This is a genomic window from Bacillus sp. T17B1 (genome assembly GCF_026796395.1).
Classification (GTDB): Bacteria; Bacillota; Bacilli; order Bacillales; family Bacillaceae; genus Bacillus; species Bacillus spizizenii_A.
On the sequence record NZ_JALAYA010000031.1, the window covers coordinates 98,933 to 119,603 of the forward strand.

The 20,671-nt window shown below is 43.5% G+C and carries 22 protein-coding genes, 1 other RNA gene and 1 riboswitch; of the genes, 20 read left to right on the plus strand and 3 right to left on the minus strand.

Annotation, left to right across the window (positions count from 1 at the left end; genetic code table 11):
* The first annotated feature begins 31 nt into the window (after positions 1-31).
* From mrfA to MOF34_RS15185, 8 genes are all read left to right on the plus strand, one after another.
* Complete coding sequence (gene mrfA / locus MOF34_RS15150) at positions 32-2,281, plus strand: ATP-dependent helicase MrfA (RefSeq protein ID WP_268400693.1); 2,250 nt, start codon at positions 32-34, stop codon at positions 2,279-2,281.
* A gap of 14 nt (positions 2,282-2,295) precedes the next feature.
* Entirely contained in the window at positions 2,296-3,546 is a 1,251-nt protein-coding gene (locus MOF34_RS15155; RefSeq protein WP_268400694.1) for a ribonuclease H-like domain-containing protein, read from the plus strand.
* Positions 3,547-3,645: 99 nt separating this feature from the next.
* The gene (locus tag MOF34_RS15160) at positions 3,646-3,774 is read left to right on the plus strand and encodes a hypothetical protein (RefSeq protein WP_119996594.1); all 129 of its coding nucleotides are present in this window, start codon (positions 3,646-3,648) and stop codon (positions 3,772-3,774) included.
* 83 nt (positions 3,775-3,857) lie between these two features.
* Positions 3,858-4,082: a spore coat protein CotD gene (gene cotD / locus MOF34_RS15165; RefSeq protein WP_080010318.1), complete on the plus strand. Its 225-nt coding sequence runs from the start codon at positions 3,858-3,860 to the stop codon at positions 4,080-4,082.
* Positions 4,083-4,170: 88 nt separating this feature from the next.
* Positions 4,171-4,716: a DUF1273 domain-containing protein gene (locus MOF34_RS15170; RefSeq protein WP_268400695.1), complete on the plus strand. Its 546-nt coding sequence runs from the start codon at positions 4,171-4,173 to the stop codon at positions 4,714-4,716.
* A 75-nt stretch (positions 4,717-4,791) separates the two neighbouring features.
* Positions 4,792-5,088: a cell division regulator GpsB gene (gene gpsB, locus MOF34_RS15175; RefSeq protein WP_003225629.1), complete on the plus strand. Its 297-nt coding sequence runs from the start codon at positions 4,792-4,794 to the stop codon at positions 5,086-5,088.
* A 64-nt stretch (positions 5,089-5,152) separates the two neighbouring features.
* Positions 5,153-5,534, plus strand: an RNA gene (rnpB, locus tag MOF34_RS15180) — RNase P RNA component class B.
* Between the two features lie 98 nt (positions 5,535-5,632).
* A complete protein-coding gene (locus MOF34_RS15185; protein WP_268400696.1) occupies positions 5,633-6,790 on the plus strand; it encodes a THUMP domain-containing class I SAM-dependent RNA methyltransferase in 1,158 nt (385 codons plus the stop codon).
* A 52-nt stretch (positions 6,791-6,842) separates the two neighbouring features.
* Here the strand turns inward: MOF34_RS15185 and MOF34_RS15190 are convergent, their stop codons facing one another.
* Complete coding sequence (locus MOF34_RS15190) at positions 6,843-6,995, minus strand: YpzG family protein (RefSeq protein ID WP_010327933.1); 153 nt, start codon at positions 6,993-6,995, stop codon at positions 6,843-6,845.
* A gap of 162 nt (positions 6,996-7,157) precedes the next feature.
* Between MOF34_RS15190 and MOF34_RS15195 the strand changes: the two genes are divergently transcribed.
* Entirely contained in the window at positions 7,158-7,349 is a 192-nt protein-coding gene (locus MOF34_RS15195; RefSeq protein ID WP_029317058.1) for a hypothetical protein, read from the plus strand.
* A 104-nt stretch (positions 7,350-7,453) separates the two neighbouring features.
* Positions 7,454-9,379: an ATP-dependent DNA helicase gene (locus tag MOF34_RS15200; RefSeq protein ID WP_268400697.1), complete on the plus strand. Its 1,926-nt coding sequence runs from the start codon at positions 7,454-7,456 to the stop codon at positions 9,377-9,379.
* Positions 9,380-9,421: 42 nt separating this feature from the next.
* Here the strand turns inward: MOF34_RS15200 and kduD are convergent, their stop codons facing one another.
* Together kduD and kduI are read right to left on the minus strand one after the other, a co-directional pair.
* Positions 9,422-10,186, minus strand: coding sequence for a 2-dehydro-3-deoxy-D-gluconate 5-dehydrogenase KduD (kduD, locus tag MOF34_RS15205; RefSeq protein WP_268400698.1), 765 nt, complete (start codon positions 10,184-10,186; stop codon positions 9,422-9,424).
* Between the two features lies 1 nt (position 10,187).
* Complete coding sequence (gene kduI, locus MOF34_RS15210) at positions 10,188-11,015, minus strand: 5-dehydro-4-deoxy-D-glucuronate isomerase (protein ID WP_268400699.1); 828 nt, start codon at positions 11,013-11,015, stop codon at positions 10,188-10,190.
* Between the two features lie 221 nt (positions 11,016-11,236).
* Between kduI and kdgR the strand changes: the two genes are divergently transcribed.
* The 10 genes from kdgR (at position 11,237) to fbpC (ending at position 20,582) form a co-directional block, all read left to right on the plus strand.
* The gene (kdgR, locus tag MOF34_RS15215; protein ID WP_019714730.1) at positions 11,237-12,256 is read left to right on the plus strand and encodes a pectin utilization transcriptional regulator KdgR; all 1,020 of its coding nucleotides are present in this window, start codon (positions 11,237-11,239) and stop codon (positions 12,254-12,256) included.
* Positions 12,257-12,293: 37 nt separating this feature from the next.
* On the plus strand, positions 12,294-13,268 hold the full coding sequence (gene kdgK / locus MOF34_RS15220) for a 2-dehydro-3-deoxygluconokinase (RefSeq protein ID WP_268400700.1): 975 nt from the start codon (positions 12,294-12,296) through the stop codon (positions 13,266-13,268).
* A 1-nt stretch (position 13,269) separates the two neighbouring features.
* A complete protein-coding gene (gene eda, locus MOF34_RS15225; RefSeq protein WP_268400701.1) occupies positions 13,270-13,860 on the plus strand; it encodes a bifunctional 4-hydroxy-2-oxoglutarate aldolase/2-dehydro-3-deoxy-phosphogluconate aldolase in 591 nt (196 codons plus the stop codon).
* Positions 13,861-13,903: 43 nt separating this feature from the next.
* Complete coding sequence (gene kdgT, locus MOF34_RS15230) at positions 13,904-14,896, plus strand: 2-keto-3-deoxygluconate transporter (protein WP_268400702.1); 993 nt, start codon at positions 13,904-13,906, stop codon at positions 14,894-14,896.
* A gap of 108 nt (positions 14,897-15,004) precedes the next feature.
* A complete protein-coding gene (gene ypwA / locus MOF34_RS15235) occupies positions 15,005-16,510 on the plus strand; it encodes a carboxypeptidase (RefSeq protein ID WP_268400703.1) in 1,506 nt (501 codons plus the stop codon).
* 142 nt (positions 16,511-16,652) lie between these two features.
* Positions 16,653-16,752: riboswitch (purine riboswitch) on the plus strand.
* A gap of 92 nt (positions 16,753-16,844) precedes the next feature.
* Positions 16,845-17,429 carry a xanthine phosphoribosyltransferase gene (gene xpt, locus MOF34_RS15240; protein WP_268400704.1) on the plus strand — a complete coding sequence of 195 codons (585 nt, stop codon included), beginning with the start codon at positions 16,845-16,847 and terminating at the stop codon, positions 17,427-17,429.
* Complete coding sequence (gene pbuX, locus MOF34_RS15245; protein ID WP_268400705.1) at positions 17,426-18,742, plus strand: xanthine permease PbuX; 1,317 nt, start codon at positions 17,426-17,428, stop codon at positions 18,740-18,742. Before xpt ends, pbuX begins: the two co-directional genes overlap by 4 nt.
* A gap of 72 nt (positions 18,743-18,814) precedes the next feature.
* On the plus strand, positions 18,815-19,912 hold the full coding sequence (locus tag MOF34_RS15250; RefSeq protein ID WP_268400706.1) for a type III polyketide synthase: 1,098 nt from the start codon (positions 18,815-18,817) through the stop codon (positions 19,910-19,912).
* Between the two features lie 3 nt (positions 19,913-19,915).
* Positions 19,916-20,422 (plus strand): isoprenylcysteine carboxyl methyltransferase family protein, encoded by a 507-nt coding sequence (locus tag MOF34_RS15255; protein ID WP_268400707.1) that lies wholly within the window; start codon positions 19,916-19,918, stop codon positions 20,420-20,422.
* 70 nt (positions 20,423-20,492) lie between these two features.
* The gene (gene fbpC / locus MOF34_RS15260; protein ID WP_100198919.1) at positions 20,493-20,582 is read left to right on the plus strand and encodes a Fur-regulated basic protein FbpC; all 90 of its coding nucleotides are present in this window, start codon (positions 20,493-20,495) and stop codon (positions 20,580-20,582) included.
* Positions 20,583-20,671: the final 89 nt, after the last annotated feature.

Consider the following 20,671-nt stretch of genomic DNA (forward strand, 5'->3'; position numbering starts at 1 on the left):
TAAACTGTACTTGACAAAGAGGTGTAAAGAAATGAAAAAGAAATCACTGACTGAGCTCATTTCTGAGTTAAAAGGAAATGAAAACGTTGTGAATTGGCATGAAATTGAGCCTCGTGAGGCAAGAACAAGGCCGATGCCTGAAAGTATAGATGAAAGAATAAAAGCAGCCCTTTCGAAAAGGGGCATTGATGAACTATATACCCATCAATTTTCCGCTTTTCAATTTGTGCAAAAAGGAGAAAGCATTGTTACCGTAACGCCAACCGCATCAGGAAAAACGTTATGCTATAATCTCCCAGTCCTGCAGTCCATCGCACAAGATGAAACAAACCGGGCGCTATATTTATTTCCGACTAAAGCGCTGGCACAAGACCAAAAAAGCGAGCTTAATGAAATCATTGATGAAATGGGCATTGATATTAAAAGCTTTACATATGACGGGGATACGTCTCCGGCAATCAGACAAAAGGTGAGAAAAGCAGGTCATATTGTTATTACAAACCCCGATATGCTGCATTCTGCTATTCTTCCGCATCATACGAAATGGGTCAGCTTGTTTGAAAACCTTAAGTATATCGTCATCGATGAGCTTCATACGTATCGCGGTGTTTTCGGAAGCCATGTGGCGAATGTGATCCGGCGGCTGAAGCGAATCTGCCGTTTTTATGGAAGTGATCCGGTTTTTATTTGTACGTCCGCAACAATTGCCAACCCGAAGGAATTGGGAGAGCAGCTGACGGGCAAACCGATGCGGCTGGTCGATGACAATGGTGCCCCGAGCGGACGGAAGCACTTCGTGTTTTATAATCCGCCAATTGTGAACAAGCCGTTGAATATTAGAAAGAGTGCAACAGCAGAAGTGAATGAACTGGCGAAAGAGTTCCTAAAAAACAAAGTGCAGACCATTGTTTTTGCCAGAAGCAGAGTCAGGGTGGAAATTATTTTAAGCCATATTCAAGAGCTTGTGAAAAAAGAGATTGGGACAAAGTCAATCAGAGGCTATCGGGGAGGCTATCTTCCGAAAGAGCGAAGAGAAATTGAAAGAGGTTTGAGAGAAGGCGACATTTTAGGAGTGGTCAGTACGAATGCCTTGGAGCTTGGTGTTGATATCGGCCAGCTGCAAGTGTGTGTGATGACGGGTTATCCCGGAAGTGTGGCAAGTGCATGGCAGCAGGCGGGCCGAGCCGGCAGAAGACACGGTGAGTCTTTGATTATCATGGTTGCCAATTCAACGCCGATCGATCAATATATCGTTCGGCATCCCGAATATTTCTTTAACCGCTCGCCGGAATCTGCAAGAATCAATCCGGAGAATTTGATTATTTTAGTAGACCACTTAAAGTGTGCGGCTTATGAGCTTCCTTTTAGAACTGATGAAGAGTTTGGGCCGATGGATGTAAGTGATATTCTTGAGTACCTTCAGGAAGAGGCCGTTCTTCATCGCAACGGCGAACGGTATCATTGGGCAAGTGAATCATTCCCCGCATCAAATATCAGTTTGCGGTCCGCTTCACAGGAAAATGTCGTTATTGTTGATCAATCGGATATTGCAAATGTAAGGATTATCGGTGAAATGGATCGTTTTAGCGCGATGACGCTTTTGCATGATGAAGCGATTTATTTGCATGAAGGGATTCAATATCAAGTAGAGAAGCTCGACTGGGACCATAAAAAGGCTTATGTCAGAAAAGTCGATGTCGAATATTATACAGATGCAAACCTGGCAGTTCAGTTAAAAGTATTAGAAATTGATAAAACGAAGGAAAAAAGCCGTACGTCATTGCACTATGGTGACGTCACTGTCAATGCCCTGCCGACCATTTTTAAAAAAATTAAAATGACCACTTTTGAAAATATCGGGTCTGGTCCTATTCATTTGCCGGAAGAAGAACTGCACACAAGTGCAGCTTGGCTTGAAATCAAAGCAGCAGATGAAGACATCGGGGAAAAGACGCTGGAACAGCTGCTTCATGGCATCTCAAATGTGCTGCAGCATATTGTCCCTGTGTATATAATGTGTGACCGAAACGATGTTCATGTCATTTCTCAAATCAAAGCAGCCCATACCGGATTGCCGACGATCTTTTTGTACGATCATTATCCGGGCGGCATCGGTTTGGCTGAGGAAGTCTTCAAACGTTTTTCAGACATTAATGAAGCCGCAAAACAGCTCATTAAACAATGTCCTTGTCATGACGGCTGTCCGTCTTGTATAGGAACCGAAATAGAAGGGATAAAAGCAAAAGAAAGAATTTTGCGGCTGTTGGATCAAATGTCGTAAGAAGGAGGTCAGGTATGTCATTAAAAGGGAAACTCCAGCGAATGAAAAAGCATATGGTGCTTGACGAAGGAGAACATAAAATAGAAGCAGGCAAACAAGAAAACCATTTCGCTGAAATTCCGTTTCTAGAAGAGTGGGAGGCTTTTGGCATGAAGCCTTTTTTCTTCGAAGATGAATACTGCCTCGTCAGAGAAGTAGAATATCCGCTTTCTCACCGCCATGGGTTATACAGTTTTTCTGAACTTGATGAAGTGACCAGACTGTGGAATCAAAGCAGCCTGTCGCATACTTTGTCAGCAAAAGGGTATCACAAAAACAGTCTCTTTTTCTTTGATACAGAAACAACTGGTCTTGGAGGCGGAGCCGGAAATACCATTTTTTTGCTTGGTCATGCGAGAGTATATGAAGACCGAGTGACAGTCAAACAGCATCTTTTGCCCAAACCGGGGAATGAAGTCGCCTTGTATCAAAGCTTTTTAAGCGAGGTTGACATTACATCACTTGTAACCTACAACGGAAAAGCCTTTGATTGGCCGCAGGTGAAAACAAGGCACACATTGATCCGTGACAGACTTCCGAAGCTTCCGGAGTTCGGTCACTTTGACCTTCTGCATGGGGCAAGACGCCTATGGAAACACAAAATGGACCGCGTATCACTTGGTACGGTTGAAAAAGAGGAGCTCGGCATACGCAGACAGGAAGACACACCGGGCTACTTGGCGCCAATGCTTTACTTTCATTTTATCAAGGCGCAAGAGCCTGATCTTCTAAAGGGAGTCCTGCATCATAATGAAATGGATGTGCTCTCGCTCATTTCATTGTACATTCATATGTCTAAAAAAATTCTGTCAGCATCTTATGCGCCAAAAGAGCACATTGAGTACAGTGAAGCTTATGCCATGGCGAAATGGTTTATGGCCCATAAAGAAACGGACCAAGCGGTCAAACAGCTCGAAAGGCTTAAAGAAAAATCGTTTGAGGATGAGGACAGAGCACGGCTGGACTTATCACTCCTGTACAAAAAACAAAACCGGTTGGAGGAAGCAGTGCCGCTTTGGGAAAAGCTGTCTCGCTCCCAAAATCAGAAGTGCAGATACGCTGCTATGATAGAGCTTGCGAAATATTTTGAGCATAAGAAAAAAGAGTTTGGGAAAGCATTGTATATAGCAGAACAATTACTTAACGATGCGGCATTCATAACAGAAAAGAAAGCAGAAAAACTGCATGAGAGAATAGCCCGGCTGAAAAGGAAATATTCCTCGTAAATATTCCCCGGGAAAGCGCAAAAGACGACTTGTTTCGCCATGAATTTTTTTGCTGAATTCACATTGATTTTGTTGTAGAATAGCGGCGAATCCTGTAAAATGACGTTAGTTATTTTTAAAGGGAGAGTTGGTATGTATAAGGGTGTTTTTTACTTGTTCTTTGTTGTGGTATTTTTGATTGCTTTCGTGTTTTCAAACTTTAAAGACAGCTTAATTGTACATTTTTAAAATAGGTCTTTGTATTAGAACATGTACCCCTTATTTTTCATAACTTAGTAATGTAATAAAGTTTATGGAAAGGGGATTTCATCATGCATCACTGCAGACCGCACATGATGGCGCCGATTGTCCATCCTACTCATTGCTGTGAACACCATACGTTTTCAAATACTATCGTGCCGCATATTCACCCACAGCACACAACAAACGTAAATCACCAGCATTTTCAGCACGTTCACTACTTTCCACACACTTTCTCAAATGTTGATCCGGCAACGCATCAGCATTTTCAAGCAGGAAGACCTTGCTGCGACTAGTATGGAAACGTGCAGCTTGATGGTGTAAACAAACAGCACATCAAAATGGGGCCCAATGGGAGCCCCATTTTTTAAAGCAGGTGAAGGAATGAAAGTATTGGCAGTAACAGGATACAAGCCATTTGAACTCGGGATTTTTAAACATGATGATAAGGCACTGTATTACATAAAAAAAGCGATCAAAAACCGGCTGGTCGGACTTTTAGACGAGGGCTTAGAATGGATTTTAATATCGGGCCAGCTTGGGGCGGAACTGTGGGCGGCTGAAGCGGCATATGATCTGCAGGAGGAATACCCTGATTTAAAGGTGGCTGTGATTACTCCTTTTTACGATCAGGATAAGAACTGGAAAGAGCCCAATAAGGAGCTTTATGAAGCTGTCCTGGCACAGGCTGACTACGAAGAAAGCCTGACTCACAGGCCGTATGAAAGCCCACTTCAGTTTAAACAAAAAAATCAGTTCTTCATAGAAAAATCAGACGCGCTGATGCTTTTGTATGATCCTGAGAGGGAAGGTTCTCCAAGGTACATGCTTGAGACGGCTGAAAAGAGACGCGAACAGGATGGCTATCCCATTTACTTTATCACAATGGATGACTTGAGAGTCACAGTAGAGGAAGACAGCTACTCATAGCGATAAGAGAAATTTGACAACCGTACAGTTTTCTGAAAAAATATATGTAATGATTCACAATACGAGGTGAAAAAGATGCTTGCTGATAAAGTAAAGCTTTCTGCGAAAGAAATTTTGGAAAAAGAATTTAAAACAGGCGTTAGAGGCTACAAGCAAGAAGACGTTGACAAATTTTTAGATATGATTATTAAGGATTATGAAACCTTCCATCAAGAAATTGAAGAATTGCAGCAGGAAAATCTGCAGCTGAAAAAACAGCTTGAAGAAGCCAGCAAAAAACAGCCTGTGCAATCTAACACAACAAACTTTGATATTTTAAAACGGCTGTCCAACTTAGAAAAACACGTTTTTGGCAGCAAGCTTTACGATTGATCGCGTTTGAAAAAAATGGCCTTGTAAATTGCAATCAGTTGTTATATAATAAGTCATGTTCTTAACGTTCGGGTAATCGCTGCAGATCTTGAATCTGTAGAGGAAAGTCCATGCTCGCACGGTGCTGAGATGCCCGTAGTGTTCGTGCCTAGCGAAGTCATAAGCTAGGGCAGTCTTTAGAGGCTGACGGCAGGAAAAAAGCCTACGTCCTTTGGATATGGCTAAGTATCCTTGAAAGTGCCACAGTGACGAAGTCTCACTAGAAATGGTGAGAGTGGAACGCGGTAAACCCCTCGAGCGAGAAACCCAAATTTAGGTAGGGGAACCTTCTTAACGGAATTCAACGGAGAGAAGGACAGAATGCTTTCTGTAGATAGATGATTGCCGCCCGAGTACGAGGTGATGAGCCGTTTGCAGTACGACGGAACAAAACATGGCTTACAGAACGTTAGATCACTTACATTAAAATGATGAAAACAAGCTCTCCCTATAAGGAGAGCTTTTATCTTGAAAAGAGAAAAAGTTTTAAAGACAGGGTGATACGATGACGAAGTATACACTAATTGCGACGGCTCCGATGGGCATTGAAGCTGTTGTCGCTAAGGAAGTACGAGATTTAGGATACGAGTGCAAGGTTGATAACGGAAAAGTTATTTTTGAAGGTGATGCGCTTGCCATTTGCCGTGCGAACCTTTGGCTTAGAACAGCCGACCGTATAAAGGTTCAGGTAACTTCTTTTAAAGCGAAAACATTTGATGAACTATTTGAAAAAACGAAAGCGATTAACTGGCGCTCATTTATACCTGAAAACGGGAAATTCCCTGTCATCGGGAAATCAGTAAAATCAACACTTGCAAGTGTTCCTGACTGTCAGCGGATCGTCAAAAAAGCAATTGTTGAAAAGCTCAAGCTACAGTCCGGCAAAGCCAATGACTGGATTGAAGAAACGGGTGCCGAGTATAAGGTGGAAATTTCTTTATTGAAAGATCAGGCGGTGATTACGCTGGATTCGTCAGGGACAGGCCTCCACAAACGAGGATACCGTGTTGATCAGGGCGGCGCGCCGATTAAAGAAACACTTGCTGCCGCTTTAGTGCAATTAACCAATTGGACCCCGGACCGTCCATTTGTCGATCCTTTCTGCGGTTCCGGAACGATCGCAATTGAAGCCGCGCTAATCGGCCAAAACATCGCCCCGGGTTTTAACCGCGATTTTGTCTCTGAGGATTGGGAATGGATCGGTAAGGATCTGTGGGACAAAGCACGGCTTGAAGTCGAAGAAAAGGCGAACTATGACCAGCCGCTTACGATTTTCGCAAGCGACATAGACCACCGCTTGGTTCAAATCGCAAAAGAGAATGCAGAGGAAGCAGGGTTGGGGGATTTAATCCAATTTAAGCAGATGCAGGTCAAGGACTTCACGACAAATCTGGAGTTTGGCGTAATTGTCGGCAATCCGCCTTACGGAGAACGTCTCGGCGAGAAAAAAGCCGTTGAGCAGATGTACAAAGAAATGGGACAGGCGTTCAAACCGCTTGATACTTGGTCTGTGTATATGCTGACATCAAATGAGAATTTTGAGGAAGCATACGGCAGAAAAGCGACGAAGAAACGAAAGCTCTTTAATGGATTTATTAAAACGGATTATTATCAATACTGGTCAAACGTAAGACCACAGCGCAAGAAAACAGAAAACGCATAAAAAGAAGACGCTCTGCGTGCGTCTTCTTTCATCTTTCAGCCATATTCTATCGTTACCAACGGTGCGCTTTCGCGTTGCTTCTCAATATAATGTTGGTTTGGGACATTTCTGTGTGACCGTTTACTTGAGACTTAGAACGTTTAGGCCGCGTCCAATTGTGATGAAACAGTTCAGAATGCTGATCTAATCGATTTCTATAACTCATGTCAACATCACTCCCTGATAGAATATTGTTGATAAGACGGATATTCTGGGTACGGAATATCGAATGTAGTTTGTGCATATTTCCGCGATAACATGCGGTAAGCATGTATATAAAATGAAAAGTTCGCATACAATGATGATTATTTCAATCAGAGGTGATCTCATGCTGAACAGCGAACATTTTAAACTTATTCAAAGGGCGCTTGACACAACAGCCAACGAGCTGAAGGAGCTCGGGGCTGATTCGTCTCCGTCTGTGATGTCGCATGCACTAAATGATTTAGAAAAAGCGGTGGAACATATTTATTCAACAGACCATCCTTTTTTATCGGCGCATGTGATCAATCGAAAGTAAGTTGTAAAAAAAACTTGGCATTGCCAAGTTTTTTTATTGTATTCATCAGTAGAAAATGATATTATTGGTGGTCTGAATGTCGAATAGTTGGGGGTTGGAACTAGGTGACAACATCACGTTTGCCTTTTTCTTTAACGAAAACAAAGAATTTTTATGAAGAATTGAACAATTGGATTGGTGACGTGTTTTACGATATCCTTCCCGAGAAAGGGTTTGATCTTCGGGATGAGCAAGTATTTATGGCTTTTCAGCTGGAGCGGGCGTTTAAAGAGAAAAAAGTCATGTTTGCTGAAGCTGGAGTGGGAACGGGGAAAACACTGGTTTATCTTCTTTTTGCGATCAGCTATGCAAGATATGTCGGCAAACCTGCCATTATCGCTTGTGCTGATGAAACATTAATCGAACAGCTAGTGAAAAAAGAAGGCGATATTTCAAAGCTGGCTGAGCATTTGGACCTGAAAATTGATACAAGGCTGTCGAAGTCCCATGAGCAATATTTATGCTTGAAGAAGCTTGAAAAAACGATGCAGCGATCTGATGATGATCAATGGCTGGATCTTTATGAGTCATTACCGTCATTTGTTCATGAATCACAGGCGATGCAGCGCTTTTATCCGTATGGCGATCGTAAGCAGTACGCAAATTTATCGAATGAAGAATGGTCTGAAGTAAGCTACGACTCGTTTCAGGATTGTCTGACTTGTGATATGAGACACAGATGCGGTTTGACACTTTCCAGAGATTATTACCGCAAGTCAACGGACTTGATCATTTGTTCCCATGATTTTTATATGGAGCATGTGTGGACGGAAGAATCGCGCAAACGAGAGGGCCAGCTGCCGCTCTTGCCTGATCATAGCGCAGTTGTATTTGATGAAGGGCATCTGTTAGAGTTTGCTGCACAAAAAGCGTTAACCTACAGAGTGAAGCAGTCTACTCTTGAATTGTTTTTAGAACGTTTGCTTCAAAATGACATCAGAGAAGAGTTTGCTGAGCTGATTGAAGATGCGCTTGCTGCAAACGATGAGTTTTTCTATGTTCTTTCTGAAGAATCAAAAGAAGTAGCCGGTTCACACCGTTTAGAAATAAAAAATGACCAGCGTGTCAAAAAGGCGGCGGACGAGCTTTGCTGTTTGCTTGAAAAAATCGGTGAAGCTCTTGTTTTCGAGTCTGAAATGTACACGATTGATCAATACGAGCTGTCAGTTGTGGAAGAATATGTTGAACAAATGGCATATTCATTATCTCTATATCAAAAGGATGCGATCAGCTGGCTTGAGAAAAAGGAAGCAGAATCAACCTTTGTTGTGATGCCAAGAACGGTAGCGGAAGTACTTGGCGAAAAAGTGTTTTCTAAGAAAATTCCTTATATCTTTTCTTCTGCCACGCTGTCAGAAGGCGGTTCGTTTGATTATATTGCCGACAGTCTCGGGATTCACGATCACTTGTCATTAACCGTTGATTCTCCTTATGATTATGACGAGCAAATGACCGTTAATCTATATGCGAAAAGAGATATGGCTGCTGAACAAAAAACGGCTGAAACGATTGAAACAATCAAACATTATCAAGGCAGAACGCTGGTGCTTTTCCCTTCTTTTGAGGAATTAAACGAGTTTAAGCAGCTATCGTCGGCTTGGGAGCTGCCGTATCCGATTTTCTTTGAAGGTGATGAGGAAATCAGCAGTTTAGTGGAGAAATTCCAAGAGGAAGAGGAAACCGTACTTTGTTCGGTTCACTTATGGGAAGGACTCGATATTCCTGGTGATGCATTGAAGAATGTTACGATTTGGTCATTGCCATTCCCTCCTCATGATCCGGTATTTACAGCGAAACGCAACGGGGCGAAAAAAGATCCGTTCGAAGAAGTTGATTTGCCATATATGTTATTACGCGTACGACAGGGCATCGGGCGTCTGATTCGTTCGAATCAAGACAACGGCTCGATTCACATTTACGCTGGCGGAGAAAATGAACGCATCATTGATGAAGTCAAAAAGGTCTTGCCTGTTGAACCGCATATGATGTAATAGAAAAAGCTGACGATCGTGTTCGTCAGCTTTTTACATTTGTCAGCGGGATAGCCAGCCGCCGTCAACTGCTAAAATATGACCATTTACATAATCTGAAGCACGTGATGCCAAAAAGACTGCGGTTCCTCCGATATCATCTGCTTTTCCCCAGCGGCCGGCTGGGATTCTTTTCAAAATGTCTTCATTTCGCTTTTCATCATCCCGAATAGGCTGTGTATTCGCGGTAGAAATATAACCCGGAGCTATTGCGTTGACCTGAACACCAGACGCCGCCCATTCATTTGCAAATGATTTTGTCAAACCGGCAACCGCGTGTTTGCTCGCTGTGTAAGCGGGAACGAGGATACCGCCTTGAAAAGATAGGAGAGAAGCGATATTAATAACCTTTCCATATCCTCTTTTAAGCATGTGGCTGCCTGCCAGCTGTGTGAGAATAAACAAGCTGTTTAGATTGACATTCAGTACGTGATGCCAGTTCTCTTCTGCAAAGTGTTCCGCTTTTTCCCGATGAATAATGCCGGCATTATTGACAAGGATGTCGATCTGCCGATTTTCAAACAGCTCAGCTGCAGAATCCTTTATTGTATCTGGCTTGCTCATGTCCAATGTAAAAGGTGTAAACGTTCGGCCTTCCTGTTCCACAAGCTGCTGTGTTTCAGACAGACTGCTTTTATGTGCTGTGCCGATAATATCAGCGCCAGCCCCGGCCAGCGCTTTGGCAATTCCTTGCCCGATTCCCGTTCCCGGTCCTGTTACCAACGCTGTTTTTCCTTCTAATGAGAAGGCGTCATGTAGATAACTCATCTTATTTCAGCCCATCCATCGGTACGACATCCATGTCCGTGAATGTGTAGTTTTCTCCAGCCATCGCCCACACAAAGCTGTAGTTTGATGTTCCTGCGCCAGAGTGGATAGACCAGGCAGGAGAAAGGACAGCCTGCTCATTTCCGACAACTAGGTGGCGTGTTTCATCCGGCTGACCCATGAAGTGAAACACTTTCGAATCCTTCTCAAGATCAAGGTAAAGATAAGCCTCCATCCGGCGGTCATGGACGTGTGCCGGCATGGTATTCCAATTGTTGTTTTGATCTAACATCGTAATTCCCATCATAAGCTGACAGCTTTTAATGCCATCTTGATGAATGACCTTGTACAAGCTTCTAACATTAGACGCTGCATCATCGCCAAGCCGTGCCGGTGTCAGTTCCGAAAGAGCGGCTTTTTGCGTCGGATAGCTTTGATGAGCACAAGCGGAAACGAAGTAAAACTTAGCTTGTTCTCCGTTCAGGTTTGTAAATGCTACATCCTGATTGCCCATTCCGATATAGAGAAAATCCTTTGTTTGAAGCACATATTCATCATCACCAACCCTGACAGCGCCAGGCTGGCCGACATTAATAATCCCGATTTCACGCCGTTCTAAAAAGAAATCTGTTTTAAGGAAATCCCCGGCATCAAGCTTCACTTCACCTTGCCCGGGAGCGGCGCCGCCGATGACAACCCGGTCTTCATGTGAGTAATACATCGTAAGTTTGTTTTCCGTAAATAAAGTATCCATTAAGAAATGACTGCGAAGCTCCTCTGTTGTAAAGCGTTTTACTTGTTCAGGGTGTACAGAATAACGATTTTCCATTGTATTTCCCCCTTGGTTAGGATTTCAGCATCACTTGAATGAAAATGTTTTGGTAACGGTTTCAAAGAAAATTTTAGGATAAATAGTGAAAAGAGTCAACGGAAAAATTGTGAATAAGCACATTATTAAAAAAACTCTTTCTTATTTTTAAAAATATGGTATTCTTTTGTTGTAACGGTTTTGAAATCGGTTTCAAATATATGAGATACAGGAGCACTTGAATGAAAAAGAAAACAACAGGCCATACGACCATCAAAGACGTAGCTGAATATGCAGGAGTTTCGAAATCGACAGTTTCCCGTTATATCAACGGAAAAATTGATGCGATTTCTCCTGAAAAAGTGAAAAACATTAAAAAGGCAATCTCAGAATTGAATTATCGACCAAGTAAAATGGCACAAGGTTTGAAAATAAAAAAAAGCAAATTAATTGGATTTGTTGTAGCTGACATTACAAATCCTTTTTCAGTCGCGGCTTTCAGAGGAGTCGAAGAGGTTTGTGATCAATATGGCTACAGCATTATGGTATGCAACACAGATAACAGCCCTGAAAAAGAGCGGGAAATGCTCTTAAAGCTTGAAGCCCATTCGGTTGAAGGGTTGATTTTAAACGCAACCGGAGAAAACAAGGATGTACTGCAGGCCTTTGCCGAGCAGCAAATTCCAACGATATTAATTGACCGGAAACTTCCGGATCTGAAACTGGATACGGTAACGACTGACAACAGAAGGATCACAAAAGAGATTCTTCAAAAGATTTACAGCAAAGGGTACACTGATGTCGCGCTGTTTACCGAACCGATTTCATCAATCAGCCCTCGTGCAGAAAGAGCAACTGTGTATCAGGAAATGGCTTCGGCCCAAAATGCGAACGGTCTTGTAAGAATGTATGAAATTGACGCAAAAAATAAGGAGCAGCTTAAGGTGGCGCTTCGTTCTTTTCACAAAGATATGCCGGAGCAAAAAAAAGCGATTCTGGCTTTGAACGGCTTAATTATGCTGAAAATCATCAGCTGTATGGAAGAGCTTGGCCTGCGCATCCCTCAAGATATAGGGATTGCTGGGTTCGATGATACGGAATGGTATAAACTGATCGGTCCGGGCATTACAACGATTGCCCAGCCGTCACATGATATGGGCAGGACGGCGATGGAACGTGTATTAAAAAGGATTGAAGGTGACAAGGGTGCCCCTCAAACCATTGAATTAGAGGCAGAAGTCATCATGAGGCAGTCACTTTAATCCTAGGTGCCCTCAACTAAGAGGAGGTTGGGAAGAGATGAAGCTTGATGCGGTGACATTCGGGGAATCGATGGCCATGTTTTACGCAAATGAATACGGAGGCCTTCATGAAGTATCCACTTTTTCTAAAGGGCTTGCCGGAGCGGAAAGTAATGTCGCCTGCGGCCTGGCCAGACTCGGGTTTCAGATGGGATGGATGAGCAAGGTAGGCAATGATCAGCTCGGAACATTTATTTTACATGAGCTTAAAAAAGAGCGGGTGGATGTGTCCCGCGTGATCCGCTCGCAGGACGGAAACCCCACTGGTCTCCTGCTGAAGTCAAAAGTGAAAGAAGGCGATCCGCAAGTTACCTATTACAGGAAAAACTCAGCTGCAAGCACATTAACTTCTTCTGAATATCCGAGAGATTATTTTCAATCCGCAGGCCATTTGCATGTAACAGGCATTCCGCCTGCCTTATCAGCCGATATGAAGGACTTCACGTATCATGTAATGAACGACATGAGAAACGCCGGGAAGACGATTTCACTTGATCCCAATTTGAGACCTTCACTTTGGCCTGATCAAGCAACAATGGTATACACCATAAATGATTTGGCTGGGCTTGCAGACTGGTTTTTCCCTGGGATCGCAGAGGGAGAGCTATTAACCGGAGAAAAAACACCTGAAGGCATTGCTGACTTTTATCTGAAAAAAGGTGTAAGCTTTGTCGCTATTAAACTCGGAAAAGAAGGCGCTTACTTTAAAACGAGGACAAGTGAAGGATTTGCAGAAGGCTTTCGGGTCGACCGGGTGGTTGATACAGTCGGTGCCGGAGACGGATTTGCAGTCGGTGTGATCAGTGGTATCCTCGACGGTTTGTCGTACAAGGATGCGGTGCAAAGGGGAAATGCGATTGGTGCATTGCAAGTGCAGGCACCGGGGGATATGGACGGCCTGCCGACCAGGGAGAAATTAGCCGCATATTTATCTGCTCAAAGAACGGTTTACCAAAAGAAAGGGGATTATTAATATGGAGTCTAAAATCGTTGAAAACCGTCTGAAAGAAGCAAAACTGATTGCAGTCATCCGCTCAAAGGATAAACAGGAGGCTTCTCAGCAGATTGAGAGTTTACTAGATAAAGGGATTCGCGCGGTTGAAGTGACTTATACGACACCTGGGGCTTCGGATATTATCGATTCCTTCCGTAATAGAGAAGATATCTTAATTGGCGCGGGCACGGTCATCACTGCACAGCAAGCGGGAGAAGCTGCTGAGGCTGGCGCGCAGTTTATTGTCAGTCCAGGTTTTTCATCTGACCTTGCTGAACACCTTACTTTCTTAAAGACGCATTATATCCCTGGCGTATTGACTCCGAGCGAAATCATGCAAGCGCTGACATGCGGTTTTACCACATTGAAACTATTCCCAAGCGGTGTGTTTGGCATCCCGTTTATGAAAAATTTAGCGGGCCCTTTCCCGCAGGTAACCTTTATTCCGACAGGCGGGATACATCCGTCTGAAGTGCCGAATTGGCTCAAGGCCGGAGCTGGCGCCGTCGGTGTCGGAAGCCAGCTGGGCAGCTGTTCAAAAGAAGATTTGCACGCTGTTTTCCAAGTGTAAGTGGAAGTGTTTTTTCATAACCGGAGGATAGGAGAATCCACATATGAAAATCAAAGCGACTATAGAACGGGTACCTGGCGGAATGATGATTATTCCGCTGTTTCTGGGAGCGGCGCTCAATACGTTCGCGCCTGGAACAGCGGAGTTCTTTGGAGGATTTACGGGTGCTTTGATTACCGGAACGCTGCCGATACTGGGTGTTTTTATTTTTTGCGTAGGAGCAACGATTGATTTTCGTTCTTCAGGCTATATCGCAAGGAAAGGGATCACATTATTATTGGGGAAGGTCGGATTTGCGGCGCTGCTTGGCGTGATCGCAGCGCAATTTATACCTGATGAAGGCATACAATCCGGCTTTTTTGCAGGTCTTTCTGTTTTAGCAATTGTCGCAGTGATGAATGAAACGAACGGTGGCCTGTATTTGGCGCTTATGAACCATATGGGAAGAAAAGAGGATGCTGGCGCTTTTGCGTTTATCAGTACAGAATCAGGACCTTTTATGACCATGGTGACGTTTGGTGTGACGGGACTTGCCGCATTTCCGTGGGAGACGCTGGCAGCGACAGTCATCCCGTTTTTACTCGGTTGTATACTTGGAAATCTTGATCATGATCTCAGAGACTTATTCAGTAAGGTTGTGCCGGCAATCATCCCGTTTTTTGCCTTTTCCCTTGGCAACACCTTGAATTTTGGTATGCTGATCCAATCGGGGCTGGTCGGCATTTTGATCGGTGTTGCTGTCGTCATTTTATCGGGAAGCTCCTTGTTTTTGCTTGATCGTTTTGTTGCGAGGGGAGATGGTGTCGCGGGAGTGGCGGCTTCTTCTACGGCGGGGGCGGCTGTAGCCGTGCCATACGCATTAGCGGAAGCAAATGCTTCGTTTGCGCCAGTTGCCGAATCAGCTACTGCAATCATAGCGACAAGCGTTATCGTCACCTCGCTGTTAACCCCGCTGGCAACAGTATGGGTGGATAAAAAAATCAATAAGAAAAAACGGAAAACACCGCCGCCAAAAAATCAAATGACAATCAGCTGAACAAAGAAGACTGCCGCCATGCCGGCAGTCTCTTATACAAACAATTTGACTTTCATACCCCCTTCCATTAGCCTGTAATGGAGCGGCTAGAATAGGGAGGGAATGGATATGCAGATACATACATATGAGAAAGAATTTTTTGATCTTTTAAAAAGAATCTCACATTACAGCGAAGCAGTTGCGTTAATGCATTGGGACTCCAGAACAGGCGCGCCCAAAAACGGCTCAGAGGACCGTGCCGAAAGCATCGGCCAGCTTTCAACAGATATATTCAATATCCAGACATCAGATCGGATGAAGGAGCTCATCGATGCCCTGTATGAACGTTTTGATGACTTGTCTGAAGATACGAAAAAGGCAGTGGAGCTGGCGAAAAAAGAGTATGAAGAGAATAAAAAAATTCCTGAGGCTGAATACAGGGAATACGTGATTCTGTGTTCAAAGGCAGAAACTGCGTGGGAAGAAGCGAAAGGAAAATCTGATTTCAGCTTGTTTTCCCCTTATTTAGAACAGCTGATTGAATTCAATAAACGGTTTATTACGTACTGGGGTTATCAAGAGCATCCTTATGATGCATTGCTTGATTTGTTTGAGCCGGGTGTCACGGTAAATGTGCTTGATCAGCTGTTTTCCGAGCTTAAGGAAGCAATTATTCCTCTTGTTAAGCAGGTGACAGCCTCTGGAAATAAACCAGATACAAGCTTTATCACAAAATCGTTCCCTAAAGAAAAGCAAAAAGAGCTCAGCCTGTATTTTTTACAGGAGCTTGGCTACGATTTTGATGGTGGACGGCTTGATGAAACGGTTCATCCGTTTGCGACCACGATGAACCGCGGAGACGTTCGGGTCACGACGAGATACGATGAAAAAGACTTTCGTACGGCGATCTTTGGCACCATTCATGAGTGCGGCCACGCGGTATATGAGCAAAATATTGACGAAGCACTGAGCGGCACGAACCTATCAGACGGTGCATCAATGGGAATCCATGAATCTCAATCATTATTTTACGAAAATTTTATCGGCCGCAACAAACATTTTTGGACACCGTATTATAAAAAGATTCAAGAAGCATCACCTGAACAGTTCAACGGTATCTCTCTGGATGATTTTGTTCGTGCAATTAATGAATCTAAACCTTCATTTATCAGGGTTGAAGCGGATGAATTAACGTATCCTCTTCATATTATCATCCGGTATGAAATTGAAAAGGCGATTTTTAGCAATGAAGTGTCAGTAGAAGAACTGCCGTCACTATGGAATCAAAAATACCAGGATTATTTAGGGATTACACCGCAGACGGACGCAGAGGGGATTTTACAGGACGTCCATTGGGCAGGAGGAGATTTCGGCTATTTCCCATCCTATGCGCTCGGTTACATGTATGCGGCTCAGCTGAAACAAAAAATGCTTGGGGATATTCCTGAATTTGACACTCTCTTGGAAAGAGGGGAATTCCATCCGATAAAGCAATGGCTGACGGAAAAAGTACACATTCACGGAAAACGGAAAAAGCCGTTAGACATTATTAAAGATGCGACAGGAGAAGAGCTGAATGTACGCTATTTGATTGAATATTTGTCAACCAAATATTCAAATCTCTATCTGTCGTAATCAAAAGCCTGGCGGCGCGGCCGTCAGGCTTTTTTATGATCGAAATGTCTTGAAAGGCGAATGTTGTTTCAGAAAATATGAATAAAGTTCGGGGGTTTTCATATTTCGTCTATGCAAGAGATTAGAATCTTGATATAATTTATTACAATATTATAGGAACACTCATATAATCGCGTGGATATGGCACGCAAGTTTCTACCGGGCACCGTAAATGTCCGACTATGAGTGAGCAATGAGACCGCGCGTGTGTACGGTTTTTTGTTATATCAGCATTGCTTGCTCTTTTTTGAGCGGGCAATGCTTTTTTTATTCTCATAAACGGAGGTAAGACAGGATGGAAGCACTGAAACGGAAAATAAGGGAAGAAGGCGTGGTATTATCTGATCAGGTATTGAAAGTGGATTCTTTTTTAAATCACCAAATTGATCCGCTGCTCATGCAGAAAATCGGTGACGAATTTGCCGCCAGATTTGCAAATGACGGTATTACTAAAATTGTGACAATTGAATCATCCGGAATCGCTCCCGCCGTAATGACAGGTTTGAAGCTTGGTGTGCCGGTTGTCTTCGCGAGAAAACATAAATCATTAACACTCACTGACAACTTGCTGACAGCGTCTGTTTATTCCTTTACAAAGCAAACAGAAAGGCAAATCGCAGTCTCAGGAACCCACCTGTCGGATAAGGATCATGTGCTGATTATCGATGATTTCTTGGCAAATGGGCAAGCGGCGCACGGGCTCGTATCGGTTGTGAAGCAGGCAGGAGCTTCTATTGCGGGACTTGGCATTGTCATTGAAAAGTCATTTCAGCCGGGAAGAGATGAACTTATGAACTTAGGCTACCGGGTGGAATCTTTGGCAAGAATTCAGTCTTTAGAAGAAGGCAAAGTGACCTTCGTTCAGGAGGTTCATTCATGAAAAACGGATTTGGCAAAACGCTGTCTTTAGGAATACAGCATGTACTCGCCATGTATGCCGGTGCCATTGTCGTTCCTCTGATTGTCGGAAAAGCAATGGGCTTGACTGTCGAACAGCTGACCTACTTAGTATCGATTGACATTTTTATGTGCGGGGTGGCTACTCTTCTGCAAGTGTGGAGTAACCGATTTTTCGGGATCGGGCTTCCGGTAGTCCTTGGCTGTACATTTACAGCTGTATCGCCGATGATTGCGATTGGATCTGAATACGGGGTTTCAGCGGTTTATGGAAGCATTATCGCTTCAGGTATTCTTGTCATTCTGATTTCATTTTTCTTTGGAAAGCTCGTATCGTTTTTTCCGCCGGTCGTGACAGGCTCAGTTGTTACAATTATCGGTATTACGCTTATGCCGGTAGCCATGAATAACATGGCCGGCGGTGAAGGAAGCGCAGATTTCGGAGATCTTTCCAATCTTGCTCTCGCTTTTATCGTTTTGAGTATCATTGTGCTTTTATATCGTTTTACGAAAGGCTTTATCAAATCCATCTCGATTTTGATCGGTATTTTGATTGGGACTTTCATCGCTTATTTTATGGGGAAAGTCCAATTTGATAACGTTTCGGACGCGGCAGTTGTTCAAATGATTCAGCCATTTTACTTCGGAGCGCCGTCTTTTCACGCAGCGCCTATTATTACGATGTCCATCGTTGCAATTGTCAGCCTTGTAGAATCAACTGGTGTTTACTTTGCCTTAGGTGACCTGACGAACCGCCGTCTGACAGAGAAGGATTTGTCAAAAGGCTATCGCGCTGAAGGGCTGGCTGTGCTGCTGGGGGGTATTTTTAACGCTTTTCCTTACACGGCATTTTCTCAAAATGTCGGGCTTGTACAGCTCACAGGAATCAAGAAAAATACCGTAATTGTTGCCACGGGTGCAATCTTAATGGCATTTGGGCTGTTTCCGAAGATCGCTGCTTTCACGACCATTATTCCATCTGCTGTTTTGGGAGGTGCAATGGTGGCGATGTTTGGAATGGTAATCGCTTACGGAATCAAAATGCTCAGCCGCATTGATTTTGCAAAGCAGGAAAATTTGCTGATTGTTGCCTGCTCAGTGGGTCTGGGTCTCGGTGTGACAGTTGTACCGGATATTTTTAAGCAGCTGCCGAGTGCCTTAACGCTTCTTACAACCAACGGCATTGTCGCAGGCAGCTTCACTGCAGTAATCTTAAACATAATATATAACGTATTTTCTAAAGCTAAAAAAACAGAACAAAAAGCTGACATCACTGAGCAAAAAATAGCAGTCTAAACTCCGTCGCGGCGGAGTTTTTTGCATATAAAAAAGGCCGTTGCGGCACAATGTATGCAAAGAGGTGATCACATGGCGTTTATTTTATCCATCGGAACAAGTCTTCCTGCTTACGATGTAAACCAAGAGAAAGCGACTGAGTTCGCCCGCTATATGTTTCAGCATTCCTTTAAAGATATTGACCGGCTGTTAACCTCCTTTAAAAACGGGCAGATTCACTCGAGACAATTTGTCAAGCCGATTGAATGGTATAAAGAGGATCACAGCTTCGAAGAAAAAAATCAAATATACATAGAAGAAACACTTAAGCACAGCAGAGAAGCGGTGAGAGAGTGCCTTTCACATCCTGATTTTTTTCAAGAAGCCATCCCTTATGAGAAAGTCGATGCTGTTTTTTTCGTCTCCAGCACGGGCCTTTCCACACCGAGCATCGATGCGCGCCTCATGAATGAACTTCCGTTTTCTCCACATACGAAGCGGATTCCGCTTTGGGGACTCGGCTGTGCAGGAGGAGCCAGCGGACTAGCGCGCGCTGCCGAATACTGCAAAGCGTATCCTGAGGCTTTCGTGCTCGTCATTGCTGCCGAGCTGTGCAGCCTGACATTCCAGCCGGAAGATAAAACGAAGAGCAATTTTATCGGCACCTCGCTTTTTGGCGACGGCATTGCTGCAGCCTTATTATGCGGAGAGAAGGCAGACCGCAGGAAATCAAAAATGAAGCTTGTACCAAAGATAGCAGATTCCCAATCTGTTTTAATGAAACAATCAGAAGATGTTATGGGCTGGGACTTTACTGATCAAGGGTTCAAAGTCATTTTCTCAAGAGACATTCCGACTTTGGTGGAAAAATGGCTCAAAACAAATGTACAGTTTTTTTTGGACAAACATCAGCTGTCATTCAGTGATATTAGTGTTTTTTTGGCACATCCAGGCGGAAAAAAAGTGATCGATGCATACATCAAATCTCTTGAGCTGTCATTAGAAAAGCTTTTAGCTGCACAAAGCATATTGCAAAAGCACGGAAATATGTCTTCAGCCACCATATTGTATGTGATCAAAGAGCATCTGCTGAACGGACATAAAAAGGAAGCAGAATCGGGACTAATTGGCGCATTAGGGCCGGGATTTTCATCAGAGCTGCTGTTATTCAGCTGGGAAAAGGGGGCTTGACTCATGTTTTGGTTGTTAATCGCCATTCTCATTACTCAAAGAGCAGCTGAAATGGCAGTAGCCAGACAAAACGAACAAAAGGTCAAGAAACAAGGGGCGATTGAATTCGGGGAGAGCCACTATCCGTATATCATCATCATGCATATCCTTTTTTTCCTGTCTTTAATTGTGGAAGTGCTGCTGATGAACAAACAACCGTCAAGCTGGTGGATCGGTATCGCTGCGGCTATTTTAAGCGTGCAGGCAGTACGGTATTGGGCACTTTGTTCCTTAGGAGCATATTGGAATACGAAAATCCTTGTCGTACCAGGTGTGGAACTTGTAAAAAAAGGCCCTTATAAATGGATGAAGCATCCAAACTATACCGTTGTTATATTAGAAATCTTACTGATTCCGCTACTGTATCAAGCGTACGTCACCATGTGTCTATTTTCCATTGTCAACGCCGTGTTGTTAACTGTCAGGATACGTACAGAAGACAAAGCATTAGAGGAATACAGTATAAAATAGAGATTGAAAATCATTCTCATTCATGTTAAGATGAATGTGAAAAAGATTCTCAATCAGGATGGTGAAGCAAATGACAATGCTATTTTTGCTTGGGGCGGTTTGTACATATAGTGTATTAATTGGTTTTGTACTAAAAGGAATCTCTAATAAAACTGTTTAAATTGAATCTGGAACTTGTCAAAGTTGCAGATTTTTTTTTATAGAAGCTGCCGTAATGGCGGCTTTTTTCTATTCTCTTAAAGAAATTTG

Coding starts and splice junctions, on each gene's coding strand:
- kdgK (WP_268400700.1), top strand. CDS start 12,294: ATGAAGCTTGATGCGGTGACATTCGGGGAATCGATGGCCATGTTTTAC.
- eda (WP_268400701.1), top strand. CDS start 13,270: ATGGAGTCTAAAATCGTTGAAAACCGTCTGAAAGAAGCAAAACTGATT.
- MOF34_RS15170 (WP_268400695.1), top strand. CDS start 4,171: ATGAAAGTATTGGCAGTAACAGGATACAAGCCATTTGAACTCGGGATT.
- xpt (WP_268400704.1), top strand. CDS start 16,845: ATGGAAGCACTGAAACGGAAAATAAGGGAAGAAGGCGTGGTATTATCT.
- MOF34_RS15195 (WP_029317058.1), top strand. CDS start 7,158: ATGCTGAACAGCGAACATTTTAAACTTATTCAAAGGGCGCTTGACACA.
- MOF34_RS15250 (WP_268400706.1), top strand. CDS start 18,815: ATGGCGTTTATTTTATCCATCGGAACAAGTCTTCCTGCTTACGATGTA.
- kdgR (WP_019714730.1), top strand. CDS start 11,237: ATGAAAAAGAAAACAACAGGCCATACGACCATCAAAGACGTAGCTGAA.
- pbuX (WP_268400705.1), top strand. CDS start 17,426: ATGAAAAACGGATTTGGCAAAACGCTGTCTTTAGGAATACAGCATGTA.
- kdgT (WP_268400702.1), top strand. CDS start 13,904: ATGAAAATCAAAGCGACTATAGAACGGGTACCTGGCGGAATGATGATT.
- MOF34_RS15255 (WP_268400707.1), top strand. CDS start 19,916: ATGTTTTGGTTGTTAATCGCCATTCTCATTACTCAAAGAGCAGCTGAA.
- cotD (WP_080010318.1), top strand. CDS start 3,858: ATGCATCACTGCAGACCGCACATGATGGCGCCGATTGTCCATCCTACT.
- MOF34_RS15155 (WP_268400694.1), top strand. CDS start 2,296: ATGTCATTAAAAGGGAAACTCCAGCGAATGAAAAAGCATATGGTGCTT.
- fbpC (WP_100198919.1), top strand. CDS start 20,493: ATGACAATGCTATTTTTGCTTGGGGCGGTTTGTACATATAGTGTATTA.
- ypwA (WP_268400703.1), top strand. CDS start 15,005: ATGCAGATACATACATATGAGAAAGAATTTTTTGATCTTTTAAAAAGA.
- mrfA (WP_268400693.1), top strand. CDS start 32: ATGAAAAAGAAATCACTGACTGAGCTCATTTCTGAGTTAAAAGGAAAT.
- kduI (WP_268400699.1), bottom strand. CDS start 11,015: ATGGAAAATCGTTATTCTGTACACCCTGAACAAGTAAAACGCTTTACA.
- gpsB (WP_003225629.1), top strand. CDS start 4,792: ATGCTTGCTGATAAAGTAAAGCTTTCTGCGAAAGAAATTTTGGAAAAA.
- kduD (WP_268400698.1), bottom strand. CDS start 10,186: ATGAGTTATCTACATGACGCCTTCTCATTAGAAGGAAAAACAGCGTTG.
- MOF34_RS15160 (WP_119996594.1), top strand. CDS start 3,646: ATGACGTTAGTTATTTTTAAAGGGAGAGTTGGTATGTATAAGGGTGTT.
- MOF34_RS15190 (WP_010327933.1), bottom strand. CDS start 6,995: ATGAGTTATAGAAATCGATTAGATCAGCATTCTGAACTGTTTCATCAC.
- MOF34_RS15185 (WP_268400696.1), top strand. CDS start 5,633: ATGACGAAGTATACACTAATTGCGACGGCTCCGATGGGCATTGAAGCT.